Raw genomic sequence first — 16956 nt, 5'->3', positions numbered from 1 at the left:
GCGATCAGTCGCGCAGCAGGTCGTTGATCGAGGTCTTCGAGCGGGTCTGGGCGTCGACCGTCTTGACGATCACGGCGCAGTACAGGCTCGGGCCGCCGTTCTTGTCGGGCAGGCTGCCCGGCACCACGACGCTGTAGGGCGGCACCTTGCCGATGTGGATCTCGCCGGTCTTGCGGTCGACGATCTTGGTCGAGGCCGACAGGTAGACGCCCATCGAGAGCACGCTGCCCTCGCCGACGACCACGCCTTCCACGACTTCCGAGCGGGCGCCGATGAAGCAGTTGTCCTCGATGATGGTCGGGTTGGCCTGCAGCGGCTCCAGCACGCCGCCGATGCCGACGCCGCCCGACAGGTGGACGTGCTTGCCGATCTGGGCGCACGAGCCGACCGTCACCCAGGTGTCGACCATGGTGCCTTCATCGACGAAGGCGCCGATGTTCACGAACGACGGCATCAGGATGACGTTCTTGGAGATGTGCGAGCCGCGACGGACGATGGCGCCCGGCACGGCGCGGAAGCCGCCGGCCTCGAACTGCGGGGCTTCCCAGCCGTCGAACTTGTTCGGAACCTTGTCCCACCACGGACCCACGCCGCCGCCCAGGGCGCCCGAGCGCATGACGGTGTTGGGGTTGAGGCGGAACGACAGCAGCACGGCCTTCTTCAGCCACTGGTGGGTGGTCCATTCGCCGTCGATCTTTTCCGAGACGCGGGCCTTGCCGCTGTCGAGCAGCAGCAGGGCCTCTTCCACGGCGGTGCGCACCGGGCCGGTGGTGGCGGTCGAAACGCCGTCGCGGGCTTCCCAGGCGGCTTCGATCTCGGTCTGCAGGTCGGCGAGGGTAAGGCCGGTCATTTACGAGGTTCCCTTCAGGCGCGCCGAGCTCAGGAACCCGGCGAGGTCGTTGGTGCGATGGTGGACGTGTTCGGAGGTCGAGGCGGCCGCGTGGGCGCCGACCAGGATGGTGGTCATGCCCAGCCGCGCGGCGGGCACGAGGTTCTTCTCGCTGTCCTCGAAGAAGGCCGTGGTCGGCGGATCGATGGCGTGAAGCTTGGTGATCTTGTCGAAGGTCGCCAGCGACGGCTTGGGAATGTAGTCGGCGGTCTCGATGGCGAAGACGTCGCCGAACAGGTCGCGCAGCCCCAGGTGCCCCAGCACCCGCTCGGCATGGCCCAGCGAGCCGTTGGTGAACACCAGCCGCCGGCCGGGCAGGGCCTGGATCGCGTCATGCAGCGCCTGGTCGGGGACCAGGTTCTCCATCGACACGTCGTGCACCTCCTCCAGGAACTGGGCGGGGTCCATGCCGTGATAGGTCATCAGCCCGGCCAGGGTGGTGCCGTGCTCCAGATAGTACTTCTTCTGCAGCGCCCGGGCCTCTTCCCGGGGCAGGCCCGTGAAGCGTTCGACGAAGTCGGTCATCCGGCCCTCGATCAGCCCCATGAACTCGGTCTCGGCCGGGTACAGGGTGTTGTCGAGGTCGAACAGCCAGGTGTCGACGTGGGTGAGGTCCACCATCAGATCACTTCGAGATCAGCGTGCCCGCGCCGTGCTCGCTGAACAGTTCCACCAGCATGGCGTGCGGGCGGCGGCCGTCGAGGATGACCACGGCTTCGACGCCGCTTTCCACGGCGTGGATGGCGTTCTCGAGCTTGGGGATCATGCCGCCGGTGGCCACGCCGTCGGCGATCAGCTGCCGGGCCTCGTCGATGGTCATCTCGCGGATCAGCTCGCCGTTGGCGTCGAGCACGCCCTTGATGTCGGTCAGCATCAGCATCCGCTTGGCCTTCAGCGCGCCCGCGAGCGCGCCGGCCACCGTGTCGGCGTTGATGTTGAAGGTCTCGCCCTGCTCGGAGACGCCGATCGGGGCGATCACCGGGATGTAGTCGGTTTCCGAGGTCAGCAGCGCCTGGATCAGGTGCGGGTCGACCTTGGTCGGCTCGCCCACGAAGCCCAGGTCGACGACCTGCTCGATGTTGCTGTCCGGATCCTTCTTGGTCCGGGTCACCTTCTCGGCGGTGATCAGGCGGGCGTCCTTGCCCGACAGGCCCACGCCGCGCACGTCGGCTTCAGCCCCGGCCAGCGTGATCCAGTTGGCGATTTCCTTGTTGATGGCCCCCGACAGGACCATCTCGGCCACTTCCATGGTGGCTTCGTCGGTGACGCGCAGGCCGTCGATGAAGGTCGACTTGACGCCGGCCTTGTCGAGCATGCGGCTGATCTGCGGACCGCCGCCGTGGACCACCACGGGATGCACGCCCAGGAGCTTCAGCAGCACGGCGTCGGCGGCGAACAGCTTGGCCACCTCTTCCTGGCCCATGGCGTGGCCGCCGTACTTGATCACGACCGTCTCGCGATCGTAGATCTGGATGTAGGGCAGGGCCTCGGCCAGGGTCTTGGCGGTGGCCCAGCCAGCTTCCTCGGCGACGTTGGTCAAAGGCGGTGGTCCTGGTGCGCGAAAATAGGCGCGCCTCGATAGCGGACCCCGCCCCCCCTGTCACCCTTTGACTATGTTCACCCTTTGACGAGGTTCACCCTTTGGCGTCGGCCCCGGATCGTCCGCGCCCGTAGCGCCATTTGAGCGCGAGCACCGCGGCCGACATCGCAAGGCAGGCCAGGTTCGACAGCGCCACCGGCCAGGCCCTGATCATCAGGCCGTAGGCCAGCCAGCAGGAAAAGCCGGCCACGGTCACCACGTAGGTCCGCAGCGACACCGACGAGGCGTCCTTGTCGTGCAGGATCTTGACGATCTGCGGGGCGAAGCTGGCGATGGAGAGCAGGGCCGCGGCGGTCCCGACCACGACGGCGACCGGGTGGGCGTCGGCCATCAGGCCGAGCGCGGCATTTCGGTCAGGCCCCAGCGCTGCGCGAAGGCGGGGGCCAGCTCCAGGCCGACCGGCGGCAGGCCGGGCGCATGGCCCTCTTCCAGGCAGACGGCCAGGTAGGCCAGGGCGGTCTTCACGCCGTGCTCGGAGTAGGGCTTGCCGATCACCCCGCAGGCGCCGGCGAAGTCTTCGGGCAGGCGCTTGACGTTGGCGGTCATGAACAGGGCCACGCAGCCGCAGTCGTCGTGGATCTTGCGCACCACCTCCACGCCGGTGGGGCCGTCGCGCAGGTGGACGTCGACGAGGGCCAGATCGGGATGCAGCGACTTGGCCAGGTCGACGGCCTCGTCGGAGCTCATGGCGCAGCCCACGGGGTGGTAGCCCACCTCCTGGACCAGGAACTCCAGCTCCGCGGCCAGCAGCACCTCGTCCTCGACGATCAACACATCCAACGCGCGCCCTGGCATGGGTCTAACGGTTCCTAATGATGCGCGCCGTTGACGGGCAGGTTGACGACGACGCGGGTTCCGGGTTCGGCCGCGGTGGTTTCGGACCGCGCCTTCAGCTGCTGGCACAGCAACTGGACGATGGTCAGTCCGAAACCCGAGGTGCGGGCCCCTTCTGGCATTCCAACGCCGTCATCGGCGATTTCGATCCGAAACTCGCCATTTGTGCGAGTGATCGATACCGAGATGTGGCCCGAACGCCCCTCCGGGAAGCCATGACGCAGGGCGTTGGAGAACAGTTCGCTGATCACCAGCGCCAGCGGCGCGGCCTTCGAGGCCGGCACGTCCACCCGCTCAAGGTCCAGGCTGACCCGGATTTCGTCCCGGGCGGCCGAGCCGGCCATGTCCGAGACCAGGTCGCGCACGAAGGCCGAGACGTCGAACCGCTCGACGTCCTCGCTCTGGAACAGCCGGCGGTGGACGGTGGCGATGGCGTTCACCCGCTCCAGCATGCCGCGCAGGCTGTGCTTGACCGCCGGCTCCTTCTCGCGCCGGTTCTGCAGCAGCAGCAGGGACGAGATGAGCTGCAGGTTGTTCTTCACCCGGTGGTCGACCTCGTGCAGCAGCGCGGTCTTCTGCTCCAGGGCCTGGGACAGCTCGCGGGTGCGCGCCTCGACGGCGTCCTCCAGGTCGCTGCGGGTCTCGCGCAGGTGCAGCTCGGTCTGCTTCTTGTCGCTGACGTCCAGCTGCGAGCCGAAGAAGTAGATGATCTCGCCCAGCTTGTTGCGCACCGGCGACAGGTACAGCGCGTTCCAGAACGTGCTGCCGTCCTTGCGGTAGTTGAGGATGTCGATGGCGATGTCCTCGCCCGAGGCGATCGCCAGGCGCAGGTCGCCGATCGCGGCGGGACTGGTGTCGGGCCCCTGCAGGAAGCGGCAGTTGCGGCCGATCACCTCCGAGCGCGCGTAGCCGGTCAGCCGCAGGAAGGCGTCGTTGGCGAAGATGATCGGATTGTCGGCCTGGGTGGCGTCGGTGACGATCATGGCCATGCGGGTGGCGCGGATGGCGGCGGCGAAAGGGTCGTCGATGCCGTGCTCGGCCGCGAGCTGATCGCCCGCCCGCTGAGACTTCAGATAATCCGTCATTCCTGAGCCCGACCCCGGCTTTGTTCTGTGGACGCCCCGTCAACGCCTGAACGCCCGGTCATGGGTCGGGTTCCCGACCAAGCTTGGGTGTCTGGAAAAGCAAACGCGGCGGCCCCATGGGGACCGCCGCGTCGGCAATGGTCAAGTTTGGAGACGGGAACAGGTGGTCTGTCATCCCGGCCGCAGCGAAGCGGAGCGCCGGGATCTCCCACGGTCCAGGTTCCGCCGGGGTGCGAGATCCCGGCTCTGCGGACCGCTGGCGCGATCCTCCGGCCGGGATGACACGCCCTTTTGTCCCCCTTACTTCGGGCGATAGATCCGGTCGAACACGCCGCCGTCGGCGAAGTGCGTGGCTTGCGCCTTCTTCCAGCCGCCGAAGGTGTCGTCGATCGTCGACAGCGGGATCTGCTTGAACTTGCCGGCGTACTTCTTGGCCACGCCCGCGTTGCGCGGTCGGTAGTGGTGCTTGGCGATCAGGTCCTGGGCCAGGGGGCTGTAGAGGAAGTTGAGGTAGCCCGTGGCGGCCAGGCGCGTCTTGTGGCGGTCGACGTTGCGGTCGACCAGCGCCACCGGCGGTTCGGCCAGGATCGAGCGCGAGGGCACGACGATCTCGAACTGGCCCGGCAGTTCCTCGAGCGCCAGGAAGGCTTCGTTCTCCCAGGCCAGCAGCACGTCGCCGATGCCGCGCTGGGTGAAGGTGGTGGTGGCGCCGCGCGCGCCGGTGTCGAGCACCGGCACGTGGTTGAAGAGATCCTTCAGATAGGCCTCGGCCTTGGCGGGGTTGCCGCCCGGCTGCTTCAGCGCCCAGGCCCAGGCGGCCAGGTAGTTCCAGCGCGCCCCGCCCGAGGTCTTCGGGTTGGGGGTGATGACGCCGACGCCCGGCTTCACCAGGTCGCTCCAGTCGTTGATCTTCTTGGGGTTGCCCTTGCGGACCAGGAACACGATCGTCGAGGTGTAGGGCGTGGAGTTCTGCGGCAGGCGCGACTGCCAGTTGGCCGGCAGCAGCTTGGCCCTGTCGGCGATCTCGTCGATGTCGTAGGCCAGCGCCAGCGTGACCACGTCGGCCTGCAGGCCGTCGATCACCGAGCGGGCCTGCTTGCCCGAGCCGCCGTGGCTCTGGTTGATGGTCAGGGTCTGGCCGACCTTGTCCTTCCAGTACTTGGCGTAGGCGGCGTTGATGTCCTTGTAGAGCTCGCGCGTCGGATCGTAGCTGACGTTCAGCAGGGTCAGCGACCCGGCGGCCTGGGCCTGGCTCGCCAGCAGGGCGGGGGCCCCGAGAGCGGCGGCGCCGGCCCCGGCCGCGCCGAGCAGGCCGCGCCGGGTGGGAGACTTGAAGGCGTTGGTCATGGCGATGTCGCTCTTGGCTCCGATGGGTCCGGGCGATTAACGCACGAACCGGACGGAGGCGTCATACCCTATTGTCTAGGTAGGTTTCACGCCCAAGAAGACTCTCACGGCCGGTAGATTTGATCGAAGACGCCGCCGTCTGCGAAATGGCGGGCTTGGGCCTTCTTCCAGCCGCTGAACTGGCCGTCGATGGTGGCCAGCGGGATCTTCGGGAACTTGCTGGCGTACTTGGCCGCCGCCTGCGGATTGCGCGGCCGGTAGTGGTGCTTGCCGATCAGGTCCTGGGCCAGCGGGCTGTAGAGGAAATTCAGATAGCCCTCGGCGATCAGCCGGGTTCCGCGCCGCTTGACCACGCTGTCGACCACGGCGACCGACGGCTCGGCCAGGATCGAGCGCGACGGATAGACGATCTCCAGCCCGTCGGCGGCGAACTCCTGGCGGGCCAGGTGGGCCTCGTTCTCCCAGGTCAGCAGCACGTCGCCCACGCCTCGCTGGGCGAAGGTGGTCATCGAGCCGCGCGCGCCGCTGTCGAGCACCGGCACTTGGCGGTAGAGCTGGCGCACGAAGGCCTGGGCCGAGGCGTCGTTGCCGCCCGGCTGCTTCAGCGCCCAGGCCCAGGCGGCCAGATACGCCCAGCGCGGCGCGCCGCCGGTCTTGGGATTGGGGGTGATGATCGCCACCCCGGGCTTTGTGATGTCGCCCCAGTCCTTGATCCGCTTGGGGTTGCCCTTGCGGACCAGGAACACGATCGTCGAGGTGTAGGGGGCCGAGTTCTGCGGCAGGCGCGACTGCCAGTTGGCCGCCGTCAGCCCGCGAGCGGCGATCTGGTCGATGTCGTCCGCCAGCGCCAGGGTGACGACGTCGGCCTGCAGCCCGTCGATCACCGAACGGGCCTGCTTGCCCGAGCCGCCGTGGCTCTGGCGGATCTCCAGCGTCTGGCCGACCCGGCGCTTCCAGTAGGCGGCGAAGGCCGGGTTGATGTCCTGGTAGAGCTCGCGCGTGGGGTCGTAGCTGACGTTCAGCAGGGTGACGACCTTGGGCGCCTTCTGGGCCAGCGCGCTGCCGGGAACCGCCGCCAGGGCGCCGGCGCCGAGCGCGAGGTCCCGGCGGGAAGGAAGGCGGAGCAGGGTCATCGGGCGTCCTCGTGGAATGACGCCCAGACCTTGGCCGATGCGCCGCCGCAACGCGCGCGAGTGTTTCTGAAGAGGGGATCAGAAAGGGGCGGCGTCAGAGGCGCCCTGAGCCACCGACTAGATCGGTCCTCCGCAACGCGAGCAATCGCGTCCGGAGCCTCCGATGAGATAGCCGCCGCCTTTCAGCTTCTTGAGCCAGACGGGATGGCCGCAGCTCGTGCATCGGCAGGCCGCCATCAGGGCCCCCATGGCGACGAGAAACAGAACCAGATGCAGGCCCGGCGGGACGATCGAGAAGTATGCCGGCGCAAATGGGGCCAATGGCGCGCCCAGGAACCAGGCGCAGATCGTGACGCCGCCGAGGAACCAGCGTGTAGACGGTCTAAGTCGAGGGGGAGCGTCCATTGGAGGAAGAACGCACGTTATCGCTCGATCCGAAAGAGGGCTCGGCGACAGCGCTTCGGACCGTCGCCATGCATGCGGCGGCGAAACGACGGGCCGGCGGCCGGCCCGTCGTCGCGAAGGCCTAGAACGCGAACTGGCTGCGCAGGTTGACCGCCTGGTAGCCCTGGCTGAGCGGGATCGCGCCGCCGGCCGGGTCCAGCCGGTCGATGTCGACGTCCAGATAGTCGAGCGAGACCTTGGTCACCGAGTTGGGGAACCAGTTGACCCCCGCGCTCCAGATCGTCTGCTCGCCGCCGCGCACCCGGTCGGCCGCCAGGGCGGCCAGTTCGTGGTGGTTCAGGTCCAGCACCGAATAGCGCGCCGCCAGCTCCCAGGCGCCCCATTGGCCGGCCTTCGGATCGAAGGGATGGGCGATGGACGGGGCGTCGAAGGCGAAGGTGGCGGCGTTGTAGCGGCGGCTCTCGCCGGTCAGCACCAGGCCGCCCTCGACGTACCAGCCGCCGAACTTCGGGTCGCTGACCCCGGCGGCGGCGTTGCGCCGTTCCAGCGCGAGGTCGAACACCTCGCTCTGGATCAGGAGGCTCTTGTGCTGCAGCGCCAGCTCGGCGCCCAGGTGGCGCAGGTTCTTGGCGTCCAGGGCGCCGGTCGAGACCAGGGTCGTTCCGTCGACGCGCAGTTCGGGCCGCTCGGTCAGGGTCAGGGCGTAGGCGCCGCCCACCGCTGTCTGGGCCGGGGTGGCGATGTAGCCGCCGTTGACGCCCAGGTGCAGCAGCCAGTCCTTGCTCTTGACCGGGGCGAAGGCGGCGCGGCCGACATAGGCCTGCTGCTCGTCGAAGGTCTGGGCGTCGCCGCTCTTGCCGCCGGTGGCGGCGGCCGACAGCAGCCAGTTCTCGCCCGAGGTCTGCACCTGCAGGCCATAGCGGCGGTCGGCGGCGGCCAGGCCCCGCACCATCTCGGCGATCGCCGCGCGCTCGGGGAACAGCGCACTGTTCTGCGACGCCGCGTCGCTGAGGCCCACGTTCGGGGCGAAGGCCCCGACGCGCACCTTGAACGGCGCGTAGTTGTACTGGACGAACAGCTCCTGGAGCATGCCGGGGCCGTCGGTCCCGTTGCCGCCGAAGTCGAGCAGGATCGAGTAGTCGAAGTTCTTGAAGAACCGGCCGTCGAGGCCCAGGCGCGCGCGGCGGAAGTTGCTGCCGCTGTTGAGGTCGCGGCCGTTGCCGATCACCGCCGGCAGGCCCTTGTCCTGGAAGTAGTGGGCGGTGTCGAGCTGCATCACCCCGTGCAGGGTGGCGGTGAACGCGCCGTCGGTGGAGGCGATGGTCGGGCGGCCGGCGGCGATGCTGACGGTGGCGGCCGGCAGCGGCGAGGCGGGCTTGGAGGCGGGAGCGGCCGCGGCGACCTGGGTCTGGACCGGCGCCGCCTGGGAGGAGGGGGTCGCAGCGGCGGGGGCCGTGGCGACCGGACGGCTGGCCACGGTGGCCGCCTTCAGTTCGTTGATCTGTTGCTGCAGCAGCTTCAGCTGGGCTTCCAGCGCCTCGATGCGGGCCTGCTGGTCGGCGCTCGCGGGCGTCTGGGCCTGGGCGCCGCCCGCGATCGCCAGCGTCGAGACGCAGGCGATCAGGGCCATGCGCGAGGCAAGGCGGTTGATGGTCACGGTCTTCCCCTCGCGGCGGCTTTGAGGCCGCCGTCCTAGTGCTAAGGAAAACAGGATTAACGGGCAGGCTCTAACGGAGCTTTGACGGCCCAAGTGTCTGGTTTTGCTGGCCGCTGCGGCCAAGTGTCGCTCCGAAGGCGGACGATCCAAAGAAAAAGGCCCCGCACGTTGTGCGGGGCCCTTCACTCCACCTTGGTCGGTCGATCAGAACATCGTCCGGCCGGTGAGCTTCACGTTGTAGCGCTTCTGGCGCTTGGTGCTTTCAGCGCCGCCTTCCAGGGCCACGTAGGACATGGCCGTGCCGGCCCGCAGGGCGAAGCCCAGGGTCAGGGCGCCTTCGCGGTTGTCGAAGGCCTCCAGCACGTACTTGCCGTTCTTCTTGGTCACGACGGTGTCGGCCAGGCTGCCGGCGATGGTCTTGCGGTAGCCGACGCGCACTTCGGGGCGCAGCCACACGTCGCGACCGAAGTCGGCGCCCATGACCAGGCCCAGGTCGCCCGAGAGGTTGCTCCACTTGCGGGCGCCGATGATGCCGTCCAGCACGTCGCCGCCGCCGACTTCCTCGTGGCCGTCCTCGTTCAGGTAGGTGTAGTCCATCCGCGCTTCGGGGCGGGTGAAGAAGCGGCCCAGCTTGGCCTCGTAGGCCGCGCCGGCGAAGGCGTTGGCGGTCACCGCGCCCCAGTCGGAGTCGGTGCGGCGGGTGGCGTCCAGCGCGCCGGTGCTGGCGTTGCGGATGAACAGCACGCGGGTGCTGTCGAACCAGCCGTAGCCCGCGCCGCCGCCGACGTTGAAGCGCCAGGGGCCGGCCGAACGGCGCCAGTAGACGCCGGCCTGCACCACCGAGGCGGTGGTCTGCTCGCCCACCTGGGCGACGTTGTCGTGCTCTTCCAGCGCGGTGTAGGCCAGGGTCACGCCCAGGGCGCCGCCCGCGTCGCCCATGGCCTCGTAGCCGGCCACGAAGCCGAAGGCCTGGGTGTCGGTGCCCAGGGTCGGGCCGTCCTCGCGGCGCACCAGGCCGTTGATTTCCTGCACCCAGATGCTGTCGGGGCCATAGCGGTCGCCCGGATCGGGACGCACGGCGGTGGCCGCCGAGATCTGCTGGTTGATGTTCTGCAGCGTGGAGAACATGCCCTCGCCCTGGTCGGGCAGCAGCTGGTTGTAGTTCTGGAGGAACGTGGCCTTGTCGTTGATGCCCAGGAAGAGGTTGGCCACGTCCTTGTCGCCGGCCAGCGAGCCGAACAGGGTGTCGTAGGCGGCGGCGCCCGAGCGGGCCAGGCCGATTTCCGAGGCGGTGCGGCGGCGCACGTCCAGATAGACGTCGTTGCCGTCGGCGCGGGCGCTGGCGACGTACATGTACGGCGCGTTGTCCAGCAGGCCTTGGCCGAAGGTGCCGGCGGTCAGCGAGCCGGCCGAGATCACGTTGTACGAGGTCGGTTCGGTCAGCAGGCTGTTGAGGCGCAGGCCCAGCTGCGCGCCGCTGGTGATGTTGGCCGCGCCGGAAACCACCAGGCGGGTGTGCGTGCCGGCGGTCGGGTCGGCGGTGAACACCAGCTTGCTCTCGGCGCCCAGGTTCAGGTTCGAGATGTTGATCGACTGGGCGTTGGTCAGGCCCAGCGAGCCCTTGCCGATGTTGATGTCGAGCAGGCCGTCGCTGTCGCTGATCGCGCCGATGACGGCCGCGCCGCCGTCGATGCGGAAGGTGTCGGCCCCGTCGCCGAACGAGATGTCGCCGACCACGGCGCCGTTCAGCACGTTGAAGGTGTCGGCGCCCGAACCGAAGCGGATCGCGCCGATGATCGCCGGCTCGTCGGCGTCGTCCACGCCGTCGCCGTCGGCGTCGGGATCGGCCACGCCGTCGGCGCCGTCGTCACCGTCGTTGAGGCCGTTCTGGGTCAGGGTGACGCCGCTGGTGTTGCGGCTGACGTCGATCGCCACGGCCTTGCCGGTGATCGTCTCGTTCGTCGGATCGGTGTCGGCGTCGTCCTTGTCGTCGGCGTCGTCGGTGGGCGAGATCGCCGCGATGATCGAGCCGGTGTTCTCGATCGAGGTCACGTTGCCCGAATAGTCGATGACGCCGTAGGCGCTGCCCTTCTCGCCGACGACGTTCGAATTGATCACGCCGGCGTTGCGGATGCTCGGGACGTTGGCGCCGGCCTCGACGACGATGCCGCGCGAATCGAACGCGCCTTCCGAGACGCTGTAGGTGGTGATCGTGCCCCTGTTGTAGATCACCGGCGTCGTGGCCCCGGCGGTCACCCGCACGCCGTTGGCGTTGGCCTCGTAGGCCTGCGAGGTGATGACGGTCTCCAGGCGCGCGCCGCCGGCGATGGTGGTCGTCTGGCCGGCGTTGCCGCCCAGCTGGATGGCGGTCGAGGCGATGCCGTCATAGACGCCGTTGGCGGTGATCGAGCCGCGGGCGCGCAGGCCGTAGGCGTTGTCGCCCGTGCCGATGACGCCGATGTTGATCGCGCCGGTGTCCGAACCGATCAGCAGCGCCGGGGCGCCGCCGTAGACGGCCAGGGTCGAGCTGCCTTCCTGGGCGTCCTCGATGCCGTCGCCGTCTTCGTCGGTCTTGGTGGTGTCGTTGTCGGCCGGACGGATGTCCAGGAACACGCCGCCGCCGACATTGCCGGCGATGCGCACGGCCGGGCCGCCCTGCAGCAGGTCGTCGGCGTCGAGCTTGTCGCGCACGGTCTTGTCGGTCGGGCGCGAGGTGTAGCGATAGCCGGTCGCGGTGATCGCGCCCTGCAGCAGCACCGCGCCGCCGACGTCGCTGTCGACGGCGAAGCCGGTGGCGTTCTGGCCCAGCACCGAGATGCTGCCGGCGGTCATCGAGACCTTGCCGCTGACCGGGGCGGCCACGCGCACGCCGTAGCTGTTGTTGCCGGTGACGGCGATCGTGGTGGTCGTGGTGGTGGTGTTGCCCAGCGTCAGATTGCCGTTGAGGGCGCTTTCCAGCGAGATGGCCGCCGAATTGTTGCCCTCGATGACGATCGAGCCCTGGTTGAGGATGTCGCCGGTGAAGGCGCCCGGACCGGTCAGGCGGATGCCGTAGCGGTTGGAGCCCTGAGCGAACAGGCCGTCGACGTCGCCGTCCGAGTCGGTGTCGGTCGGGGTGTAGTCCTCGTCGAGCGTGATCGTGCCGGTGTTGGTCACCGTGCCGGTCGTGCCGCCGTTGATCAGGATCGCCGTCGAGTCGTTGACGCCCTGGGTGCTCAGCGTGCCGCTGTTGGTGACCTTATTGTTGCTGTTCAGCGTCACCAGCGCGCCGGACGCGGTCAGCTTGATCGAGCCGGCCGTGTCGATCTTGACATCGTCGGCCGCGCCGTTCGTCCCGGCCGAGCCGGTGGCGATAGGCGTGGTCCGCGCGGTGTTCACCACCGTCTCGGCCTGCGCGGCCAAGGCCATGGCCATCAGAGGAGCGGCCGCGACCGTCGCGACCAGGACCTTGCGCTGCATACGAACAGACCACCCTAAGGAGAATTCCCTCGATCCCCAGATTGCGTCAGGTTGCGGCGAAATTGCGGTGACTTCCGCACCCGACACGCATCCGGGGGCTCCCCGTCTATCCCATGCTCCGCGACGGCGCCATATCTGGTTCGTCGAATCATCGCATCGTCACAAAACTGGCCTACGAGCCTTGGCCCCGCCCCTTCGTGGGAGGCCTTCGCCCATTCCAGGAGCCCGAACGCTCGCCATGCCGACCATCTCTCCCCTCTCGCCCGTCGCGCCGGAGCGCTGGGGGGGCGGCGTGGCCGGAGGCTGGATCGGCGCATGGACGGCGGTGGCCGCCGGGCCCACGGCGCTGGTGGCCATGACCGCCCTGGGCGCGGCCCGGCCGGGCGTGGCCCTGCCGGCGGCGATCCTGCTGGGCGTCGGCGGCGCGATGCTGCTGCGGCGACTGCGCCGGCGGCTCGACGATTCCGTGCTCAGCCTGGCGCCCGCCGCGGCCTCGGCCGACCGCGCGCCGCCCTTCGCCGTGATCACCGAGAACCTGCCAGACCCCTTGATGGTCATCGCCGCCGAAGAGGCCGACGACCTGACCGGCCGGCGCTTCGTGTTCGCCAACGCCGCCGCCCGCGACCGCTTCCGCATCCGCGAGGGCGCCCTGCTGGTCACCGCCGTGCGCAGCCCGCAGGTGCTGGAGGCGGTGGACGAGGCCCTGTTCGGCGGCGTCGAGCGCACGGTCGAATGGACCGGCGTCGGCTCGCAGGGGCGCGACTGGACCGCCCAGGCCCGGCCGCTGGGCCGCGACGAGGCCGGCTCGCACCTGGCCCTGCTGGTGCTGCGCGACGAAACCGACGTGCGCCGCACCGAGCGCACCCGGGCCGACTTTCTGGCCAACGCCAGCCACGAGCTGCGCACGCCGCTGGCCTCGCTGTCGGGTTTCATCGAAACCCTGCGCGGCCACGCCAAGGAGGATCCGGGCGCCCGCGACAAGTTCCTGGGCATCATGCAGGCCCAGGCCGAGCGGATGTCGCGGCTGATCGACGACCTGATGAGCCTGTCGCGGATCGAGCTGAACGAGCACATCGCCCCGGCCGGCCGCGTCGACCTGGCCATGGCCGCCCAGGACGTCATCGACGCCCTCGCCCCGCAGGCCCGTGACAAGCAGGTCGGCTTCGACGCGGTGCTGCCGCCGCGCGGCGCGGCCGTGGTCGAGGGCGACCGCGACCAGATCGTCCAGGTGATCCAGAACCTGGTCGACAACGCCATCAAGTACACCCCCCAGGACGGGACGGTGCGGGTCGAGATCTTCCCCGGCCTGACCCCGGCCACGGCCGTCGCCGCGCGCGATCCGGCCGCCGCGCGCCTGTCGCTGCTGACCCCCGACCATTCCGACGTCGAGGAGTTCTATGCCGGCCTGCGGGTCAGCGACCGGGGGCCGGGCATCGCCCGCGAGCACCTGCCGCGCCTGACCGAGCGCTTCTATCGCGTCGAGGGCCAGAAGAGCGGCGAGCGGCAGGGCACGGGCCTGGGCCTGGCCATCGTCAAGCACATCGTCAACCGCCACCGCGGCGGCCTGCACGTGGAGTCGGTACGGGGCGAGGGGGCCACCTTCGGGGTCTACCTGCCGATGGCCAAAGCCTTGCAGGGCAAGGATTCCGCGACGCCGGAAGAGCCCGCGCCGGGCGGTGTCGTAAAACTGTCGTAGAAACGTCGCATAAGGTCGTCGCCCGGCCGGCATAGATCGGTTGACGGGCGGGGCGGTGCAACGGGCGCCGTCTTCGCATCCAGCGCAAGACCGCTTCACGCATGCTGACCTGGCTCTCGCTCCTGTTCCTGGCGCTGTTCGCGCTGGCGGCGTTCCTGCTCGGCCGCGGCCGAGCGCTCAAGGCCGCCGGCGGCGCTTCGGTGCGCCTGCATTCGCTGCCCAACTACTACGGCGCCTACGCCGCCCTGTGGGCCGGCGCCCCGGCCGCGCTTCTCCTGCTGCTCGGCGCCGTGTTCGGCGGCCGCATCGAGGAAGCGGTGCTGCAGGCCGAGCGTCCGGCCGCCATCGCCTCGCTGACCCCCGACCGCCAGGACGTGTTCTTCAGCGACGCCCGCGCCATCGCGGCCAAGGAGTCGCCGTCGGAAGTCGTCTACGAAGGCGACCTGAAGACCGCCCTCGACGCCAAGGTCGAGGAGTCGCGCAAGGTCACCGCCACGGTCCGCTACAGCACCATCGCCCTGGCCGCCCTGGTGGCCCTGATCGGCGCGCTGCTGGCGCTGCCGCGGGTGGGTCTGGAGTTCCGGGCCCGCAACCGCGTCGAAGGCTGGATCAACGGCCTGCTGATCGCCTGCTCGGTCGCCGCCGTGCTGACCACCCTGGGCATCGTGCTGTCGCTGGTCTGGGAAAGCTGGCGCTTCTTCCAGAGCGTCTCGCCGCTGTCGTTCCTGTTCGGCACCGAGTGGAGCCCGCAGATCGCCATGCGCGCCGACCAGGTGGCCTCGTCGGGCGCCTTCGGGGCCGTGCCGCTGTTCGCCGGCACCTTCCTGATCATGCTGATCGCCATGCTGGTGGCCGCGCCGGTCGGTCTCTACTCGGCGATCTACCTGTCGGAATACGCCGACCGCCGCGTGCGCTCGATCGTCAAGCCGCTGCTCGAGGTGCTGGCCGGCGTGCCGACCGTCGTCTACGGCTTCTTCGCCGCCCTGACCGTGGGTCCGCTGTTCCGCGCCGGCTTCAACGCCATCGGCGAGGGCATGGCCGGCGGCCCGCTGGACGGGATCGCCCAGTACCTGATGCAGGTGCAGAACCAGATGGCCCTGGTGGCCGGCGTGGTGATGGGCATCATGCTGATCCCGTTCGTCTCGTCGCTGTCGGACGACATCATCAACGCCGTGCCGCAGAGCCTGCGCGACGGCAGCTACGCCATGGGCGCCACCAAGTCCGAGACGGTCAAGAAGGTCATCCTTCCCGCCGCCCTGCCGGGCATCATGGCCGCCATGCTGCTGGCCGTCTCCCGCGCCGTCGGCGAGACCATGATCGTGACCATGGCCGCGGGCCTGCAGGCCAAGCTGACCGCCAACCCGCTGGACACGGTCACCACCGTCACGGTGCAGATCGTCACCCTGCTGACCGGCGACCAGGAGTTCGACAGCCCCAAGACCCTCTCGGCCTTCGGCCTGGGCCTGACGCTGTTCGTCGTGACCCTGGCGCTCAACATCATCGCCCTGCGCATCGTCCAGAAGTATCGGGAACAATATGACTGACGCCGCCATCAACGCCGGCGCCGCCCCGCGCGAGCAGGGTCCCCGCCCGCAGCTCTCGGCCGCCGAGGCGCGCCTGAAGAAGCGCTACCGCTCGGAGATGTGGTTCAAGGCCCAGGGCATCGCCGCCATCGTCGTGGCGATGATCTTCCTGGTCGTGCTGGTCGGCCGCATCGTCGCCCAGGGCTACACCACCTTCGAGACCCACTCGATCAGCGTGCCGGTCTATCTGAACCCGGACCGCATCGACCGCACGGCGCTGGACGGGGTCAACTACGACTACATCGTCGCCGAGGCGGTGATGAAGAAGCTGAACATCCAGGACGACGACCTGGGCACGACCTCGGGCAAGGTCATGGACCTGGTCTCGCGCGATCTCGGCTTCCAGTTGCTCGACAAGATCAAGGCCGACCCGTCGGTGATCGGCAAGACCATCGAGGTCACCGGTCCGGTCAAGGCCGACGCCGACCTCTACTACAAGGGCGAGATCAAGCGCTCGACCGCTGAGGAAGACCGCAAGCTCGACAACCAGCAACTGGCCTGGCTGGACCAGCTGGAGAAGGACGGCACCGTCAAGGGCGGCTTCAACTTCGGCTTCTTCACCAAGTCCGACTCGACCGAGCCCGAACAGGCCGGCGTGCTGGGCGCGGTGGTCGGCTCGGCCCTGATGCTGATCATCACCGCCCTGATCGCGGTGCCGGTCGGCGTGCTGGCCGCCGTCTACCTGGAAGAGTTCGCGCCGAAGAACCGCTGGACCGACGTCATCGAGGTCAACATCAACAACCTCGCGGCCGTGCCCTCGATCGTCTACGGCCTGCTGGGCCTGGCCTTGTTCATCAACTGGCTGCACGTGCCGCGCAGCTCGCCGCTGGTCGGCGGCCTGGTGCTGGCCCTGATGGCCCTGCCGACCGTGATCATCGCCACCCGCTCGGCCCTCAAGGCCGTGCCGCCCTCGATCCGCGAAGCCGCCCTCGGCGTCGGCGCCTCCAAGGCCCAGACCGTGTTCCACCACGTGCTGCCGCTGGCCATGCCCGGCGTGATGACCGGCGCCATCCTGTCTCTGGCCCACGCCCTGGGCGAGACCGCCCCGCTCCTGATGATCGGCATGGTCTCGTTCGTGCCGGGCGTGCCGGAAGGCTTCACCGGCGCCTCGACCGTGCTGCCGGTGCAGGTGTTCATCTGGGAGAACGCTTCCGAGCGGGCCTTCCACGAGCGCACCGCCGCGGCCATTCTCGTCCTCCTGATCTTCATGATCGTCATGAACGCCGCGGCCGTCATCCTGCGCCGCCGCTTCGAACGCCGGTGGTAGG

At 69.2% G+C, this 16956-nt stretch carries 13 protein-coding genes; 3 read left to right on the top strand and 10 right to left on the bottom strand.

Features of this window, described 5'->3' with window-relative positions:
- Window positions 1-4: 4 nt before the first annotated feature.
- The 10 genes from dapD to G5B46_RS18590 form a co-directional block, all read right to left on the bottom strand.
- Window positions 5-850, bottom strand: coding sequence for a 2,3,4,5-tetrahydropyridine-2,6-dicarboxylate N-succinyltransferase (gene dapD / locus G5B46_RS18635; RefSeq protein ID WP_165261279.1), 846 nt, complete (start codon window positions 848-850; stop codon window positions 5-7).
- A complete protein-coding gene (locus G5B46_RS18630; protein WP_165261377.1) occupies window positions 851-1513 on the bottom strand; it encodes a pyrimidine 5'-nucleotidase in 663 nt (220 codons plus the stop codon).
- 1 nt (window position 1514) lies between these two features.
- Window positions 1515-2429 carry an acetylglutamate kinase gene (gene argB / locus G5B46_RS18625; RefSeq protein WP_165261277.1) on the bottom strand — a complete coding sequence of 305 codons (915 nt, stop codon included), beginning with the start codon at window positions 2427-2429 and terminating at the stop codon, window positions 1515-1517.
- A 94-nt stretch (window positions 2430-2523) separates the two neighbouring features.
- The gene (locus G5B46_RS18620) at window positions 2524-2820 is read right to left on the bottom strand and encodes a SemiSWEET family transporter (protein WP_165261275.1); all 297 of its coding nucleotides are present in this window, start codon (window positions 2818-2820) and stop codon (window positions 2524-2526) included.
- Complete coding sequence (locus G5B46_RS18615; protein WP_165261273.1) at window positions 2820-3284, bottom strand: response regulator; 465 nt, start codon at window positions 3282-3284, stop codon at window positions 2820-2822. The genes G5B46_RS18620 and G5B46_RS18615 overlap by 1 nt, the downstream gene beginning before the upstream one ends.
- 14 nt (window positions 3285-3298) lie before the next feature.
- Entirely contained in the window at window positions 3299-4408 is a 1110-nt protein-coding gene (locus G5B46_RS18610; RefSeq protein ID WP_165261271.1) for a histidine kinase dimerization/phosphoacceptor domain -containing protein, read from the bottom strand.
- Window positions 4409-4708: 300 nt separating this feature from the next.
- Window positions 4709-5755 carry a sulfate ABC transporter substrate-binding protein gene (locus G5B46_RS18605; RefSeq protein WP_165261269.1) on the bottom strand — a complete coding sequence of 349 codons (1047 nt, stop codon included), beginning with the start codon at window positions 5753-5755 and terminating at the stop codon, window positions 4709-4711.
- Window positions 5756-5859: 104 nt separating this feature from the next.
- Window positions 5860-6888, bottom strand: coding sequence for a sulfate ABC transporter substrate-binding protein (locus G5B46_RS18600; protein WP_165261267.1), 1029 nt, complete (start codon window positions 6886-6888; stop codon window positions 5860-5862).
- A gap of 526 nt (window positions 6889-7414) precedes the next feature.
- The gene (locus G5B46_RS18595) at window positions 7415-8950 is read right to left on the bottom strand and encodes a porin (protein ID WP_346764950.1); all 1536 of its coding nucleotides are present in this window, start codon (window positions 8948-8950) and stop codon (window positions 7415-7417) included.
- 204 nt (window positions 8951-9154) lie between these two features.
- On the bottom strand, window positions 9155-12409 hold the full coding sequence (locus tag G5B46_RS18590) for an autotransporter outer membrane beta-barrel domain-containing protein (RefSeq protein ID WP_165261265.1): 3255 nt from the start codon (window positions 12407-12409) through the stop codon (window positions 9155-9157).
- A gap of 238 nt (window positions 12410-12647) precedes the next feature.
- On the opposite strand from G5B46_RS18590, the gene G5B46_RS18585 reads away from it, so the two are divergent.
- The 3 genes from G5B46_RS18585 to pstA all read left to right on the top strand — a co-directional run bounded on the left by G5B46_RS18585 (window position 12648) and on the right by pstA (window position 16955).
- Window positions 12648-14105 (top strand): ATP-binding protein, encoded by a 1458-nt coding sequence (locus tag G5B46_RS18585; RefSeq protein WP_165261263.1) that lies wholly within the window; start codon window positions 12648-12650, stop codon window positions 14103-14105.
- 101 nt (window positions 14106-14206) lie between these two features.
- Window positions 14207-15649, top strand: a complete 1443-nt coding sequence (pstC, locus tag G5B46_RS18580) for a phosphate ABC transporter permease subunit PstC (RefSeq protein WP_165261261.1) — start codon at window positions 14207-14209, stop codon at window positions 15647-15649.
- Complete coding sequence (gene pstA / locus G5B46_RS18575; protein ID WP_165261259.1) at window positions 15642-16955, top strand: phosphate ABC transporter permease PstA; 1314 nt, start codon at window positions 15642-15644, stop codon at window positions 16953-16955. The genes pstC and pstA overlap by 8 nt, the downstream gene beginning before the upstream one ends.
- Window position 16956: the final 1 nt, after the last annotated feature.

The sequence above is a fragment of the Caulobacter sp. 602-2 genome (assembly GCF_011043625.1).
Taxonomy (GTDB): Bacteria; Pseudomonadota; Alphaproteobacteria; order Caulobacterales; family Caulobacteraceae; genus Caulobacter.
The sequence above is the reverse complement of the archived record's forward strand: the minus strand, read 5'-3'. Positions and strand labels throughout refer to the sequence as shown.

Excerpts from the sequence above, each read along its gene's own strand:
- dapD (WP_165261279.1), bottom strand. The coding sequence starts at position 850 with ATGACCGGCCTTACCCTCGCCGACCTGCAGACCGAGATCGAAGCCGCC.
- G5B46_RS18620 (WP_165261275.1), bottom strand. The coding sequence starts at position 2,820 with ATGGCCGACGCCCACCCGGTCGCCGTCGTGGTCGGGACCGCCGCGGCC.
- G5B46_RS18615 (WP_165261273.1), bottom strand. The coding sequence starts at position 3,284 with ATGCCAGGGCGCGCGTTGGATGTGTTGATCGTCGAGGACGAGGTGCTG.
- G5B46_RS18610 (WP_165261271.1), bottom strand. The coding sequence starts at position 4,408 with ATGACGGATTATCTGAAGTCTCAGCGGGCGGGCGATCAGCTCGCGGCC.
- G5B46_RS18605 (WP_165261269.1), bottom strand. The coding sequence starts at position 5,755 with ATGACCAACGCCTTCAAGTCTCCCACCCGGCGCGGCCTGCTCGGCGCG.
- G5B46_RS18600 (WP_165261267.1), bottom strand. The coding sequence starts at position 6,888 with ATGACCCTGCTCCGCCTTCCTTCCCGCCGGGACCTCGCGCTCGGCGCC.
- G5B46_RS18590 (WP_165261265.1), bottom strand. The coding sequence starts at position 12,409 with ATGCAGCGCAAGGTCCTGGTCGCGACGGTCGCGGCCGCTCCTCTGATG.
- G5B46_RS18585 (WP_165261263.1), top strand. The coding sequence starts at position 12,648 with ATGCCGACCATCTCTCCCCTCTCGCCCGTCGCGCCGGAGCGCTGGGGG.
- pstC (WP_165261261.1), top strand. The coding sequence starts at position 14,207 with ATGCTGACCTGGCTCTCGCTCCTGTTCCTGGCGCTGTTCGCGCTGGCG.
- pstA (WP_165261259.1), top strand. The coding sequence starts at position 15,642 with ATGACTGACGCCGCCATCAACGCCGGCGCCGCCCCGCGCGAGCAGGGT.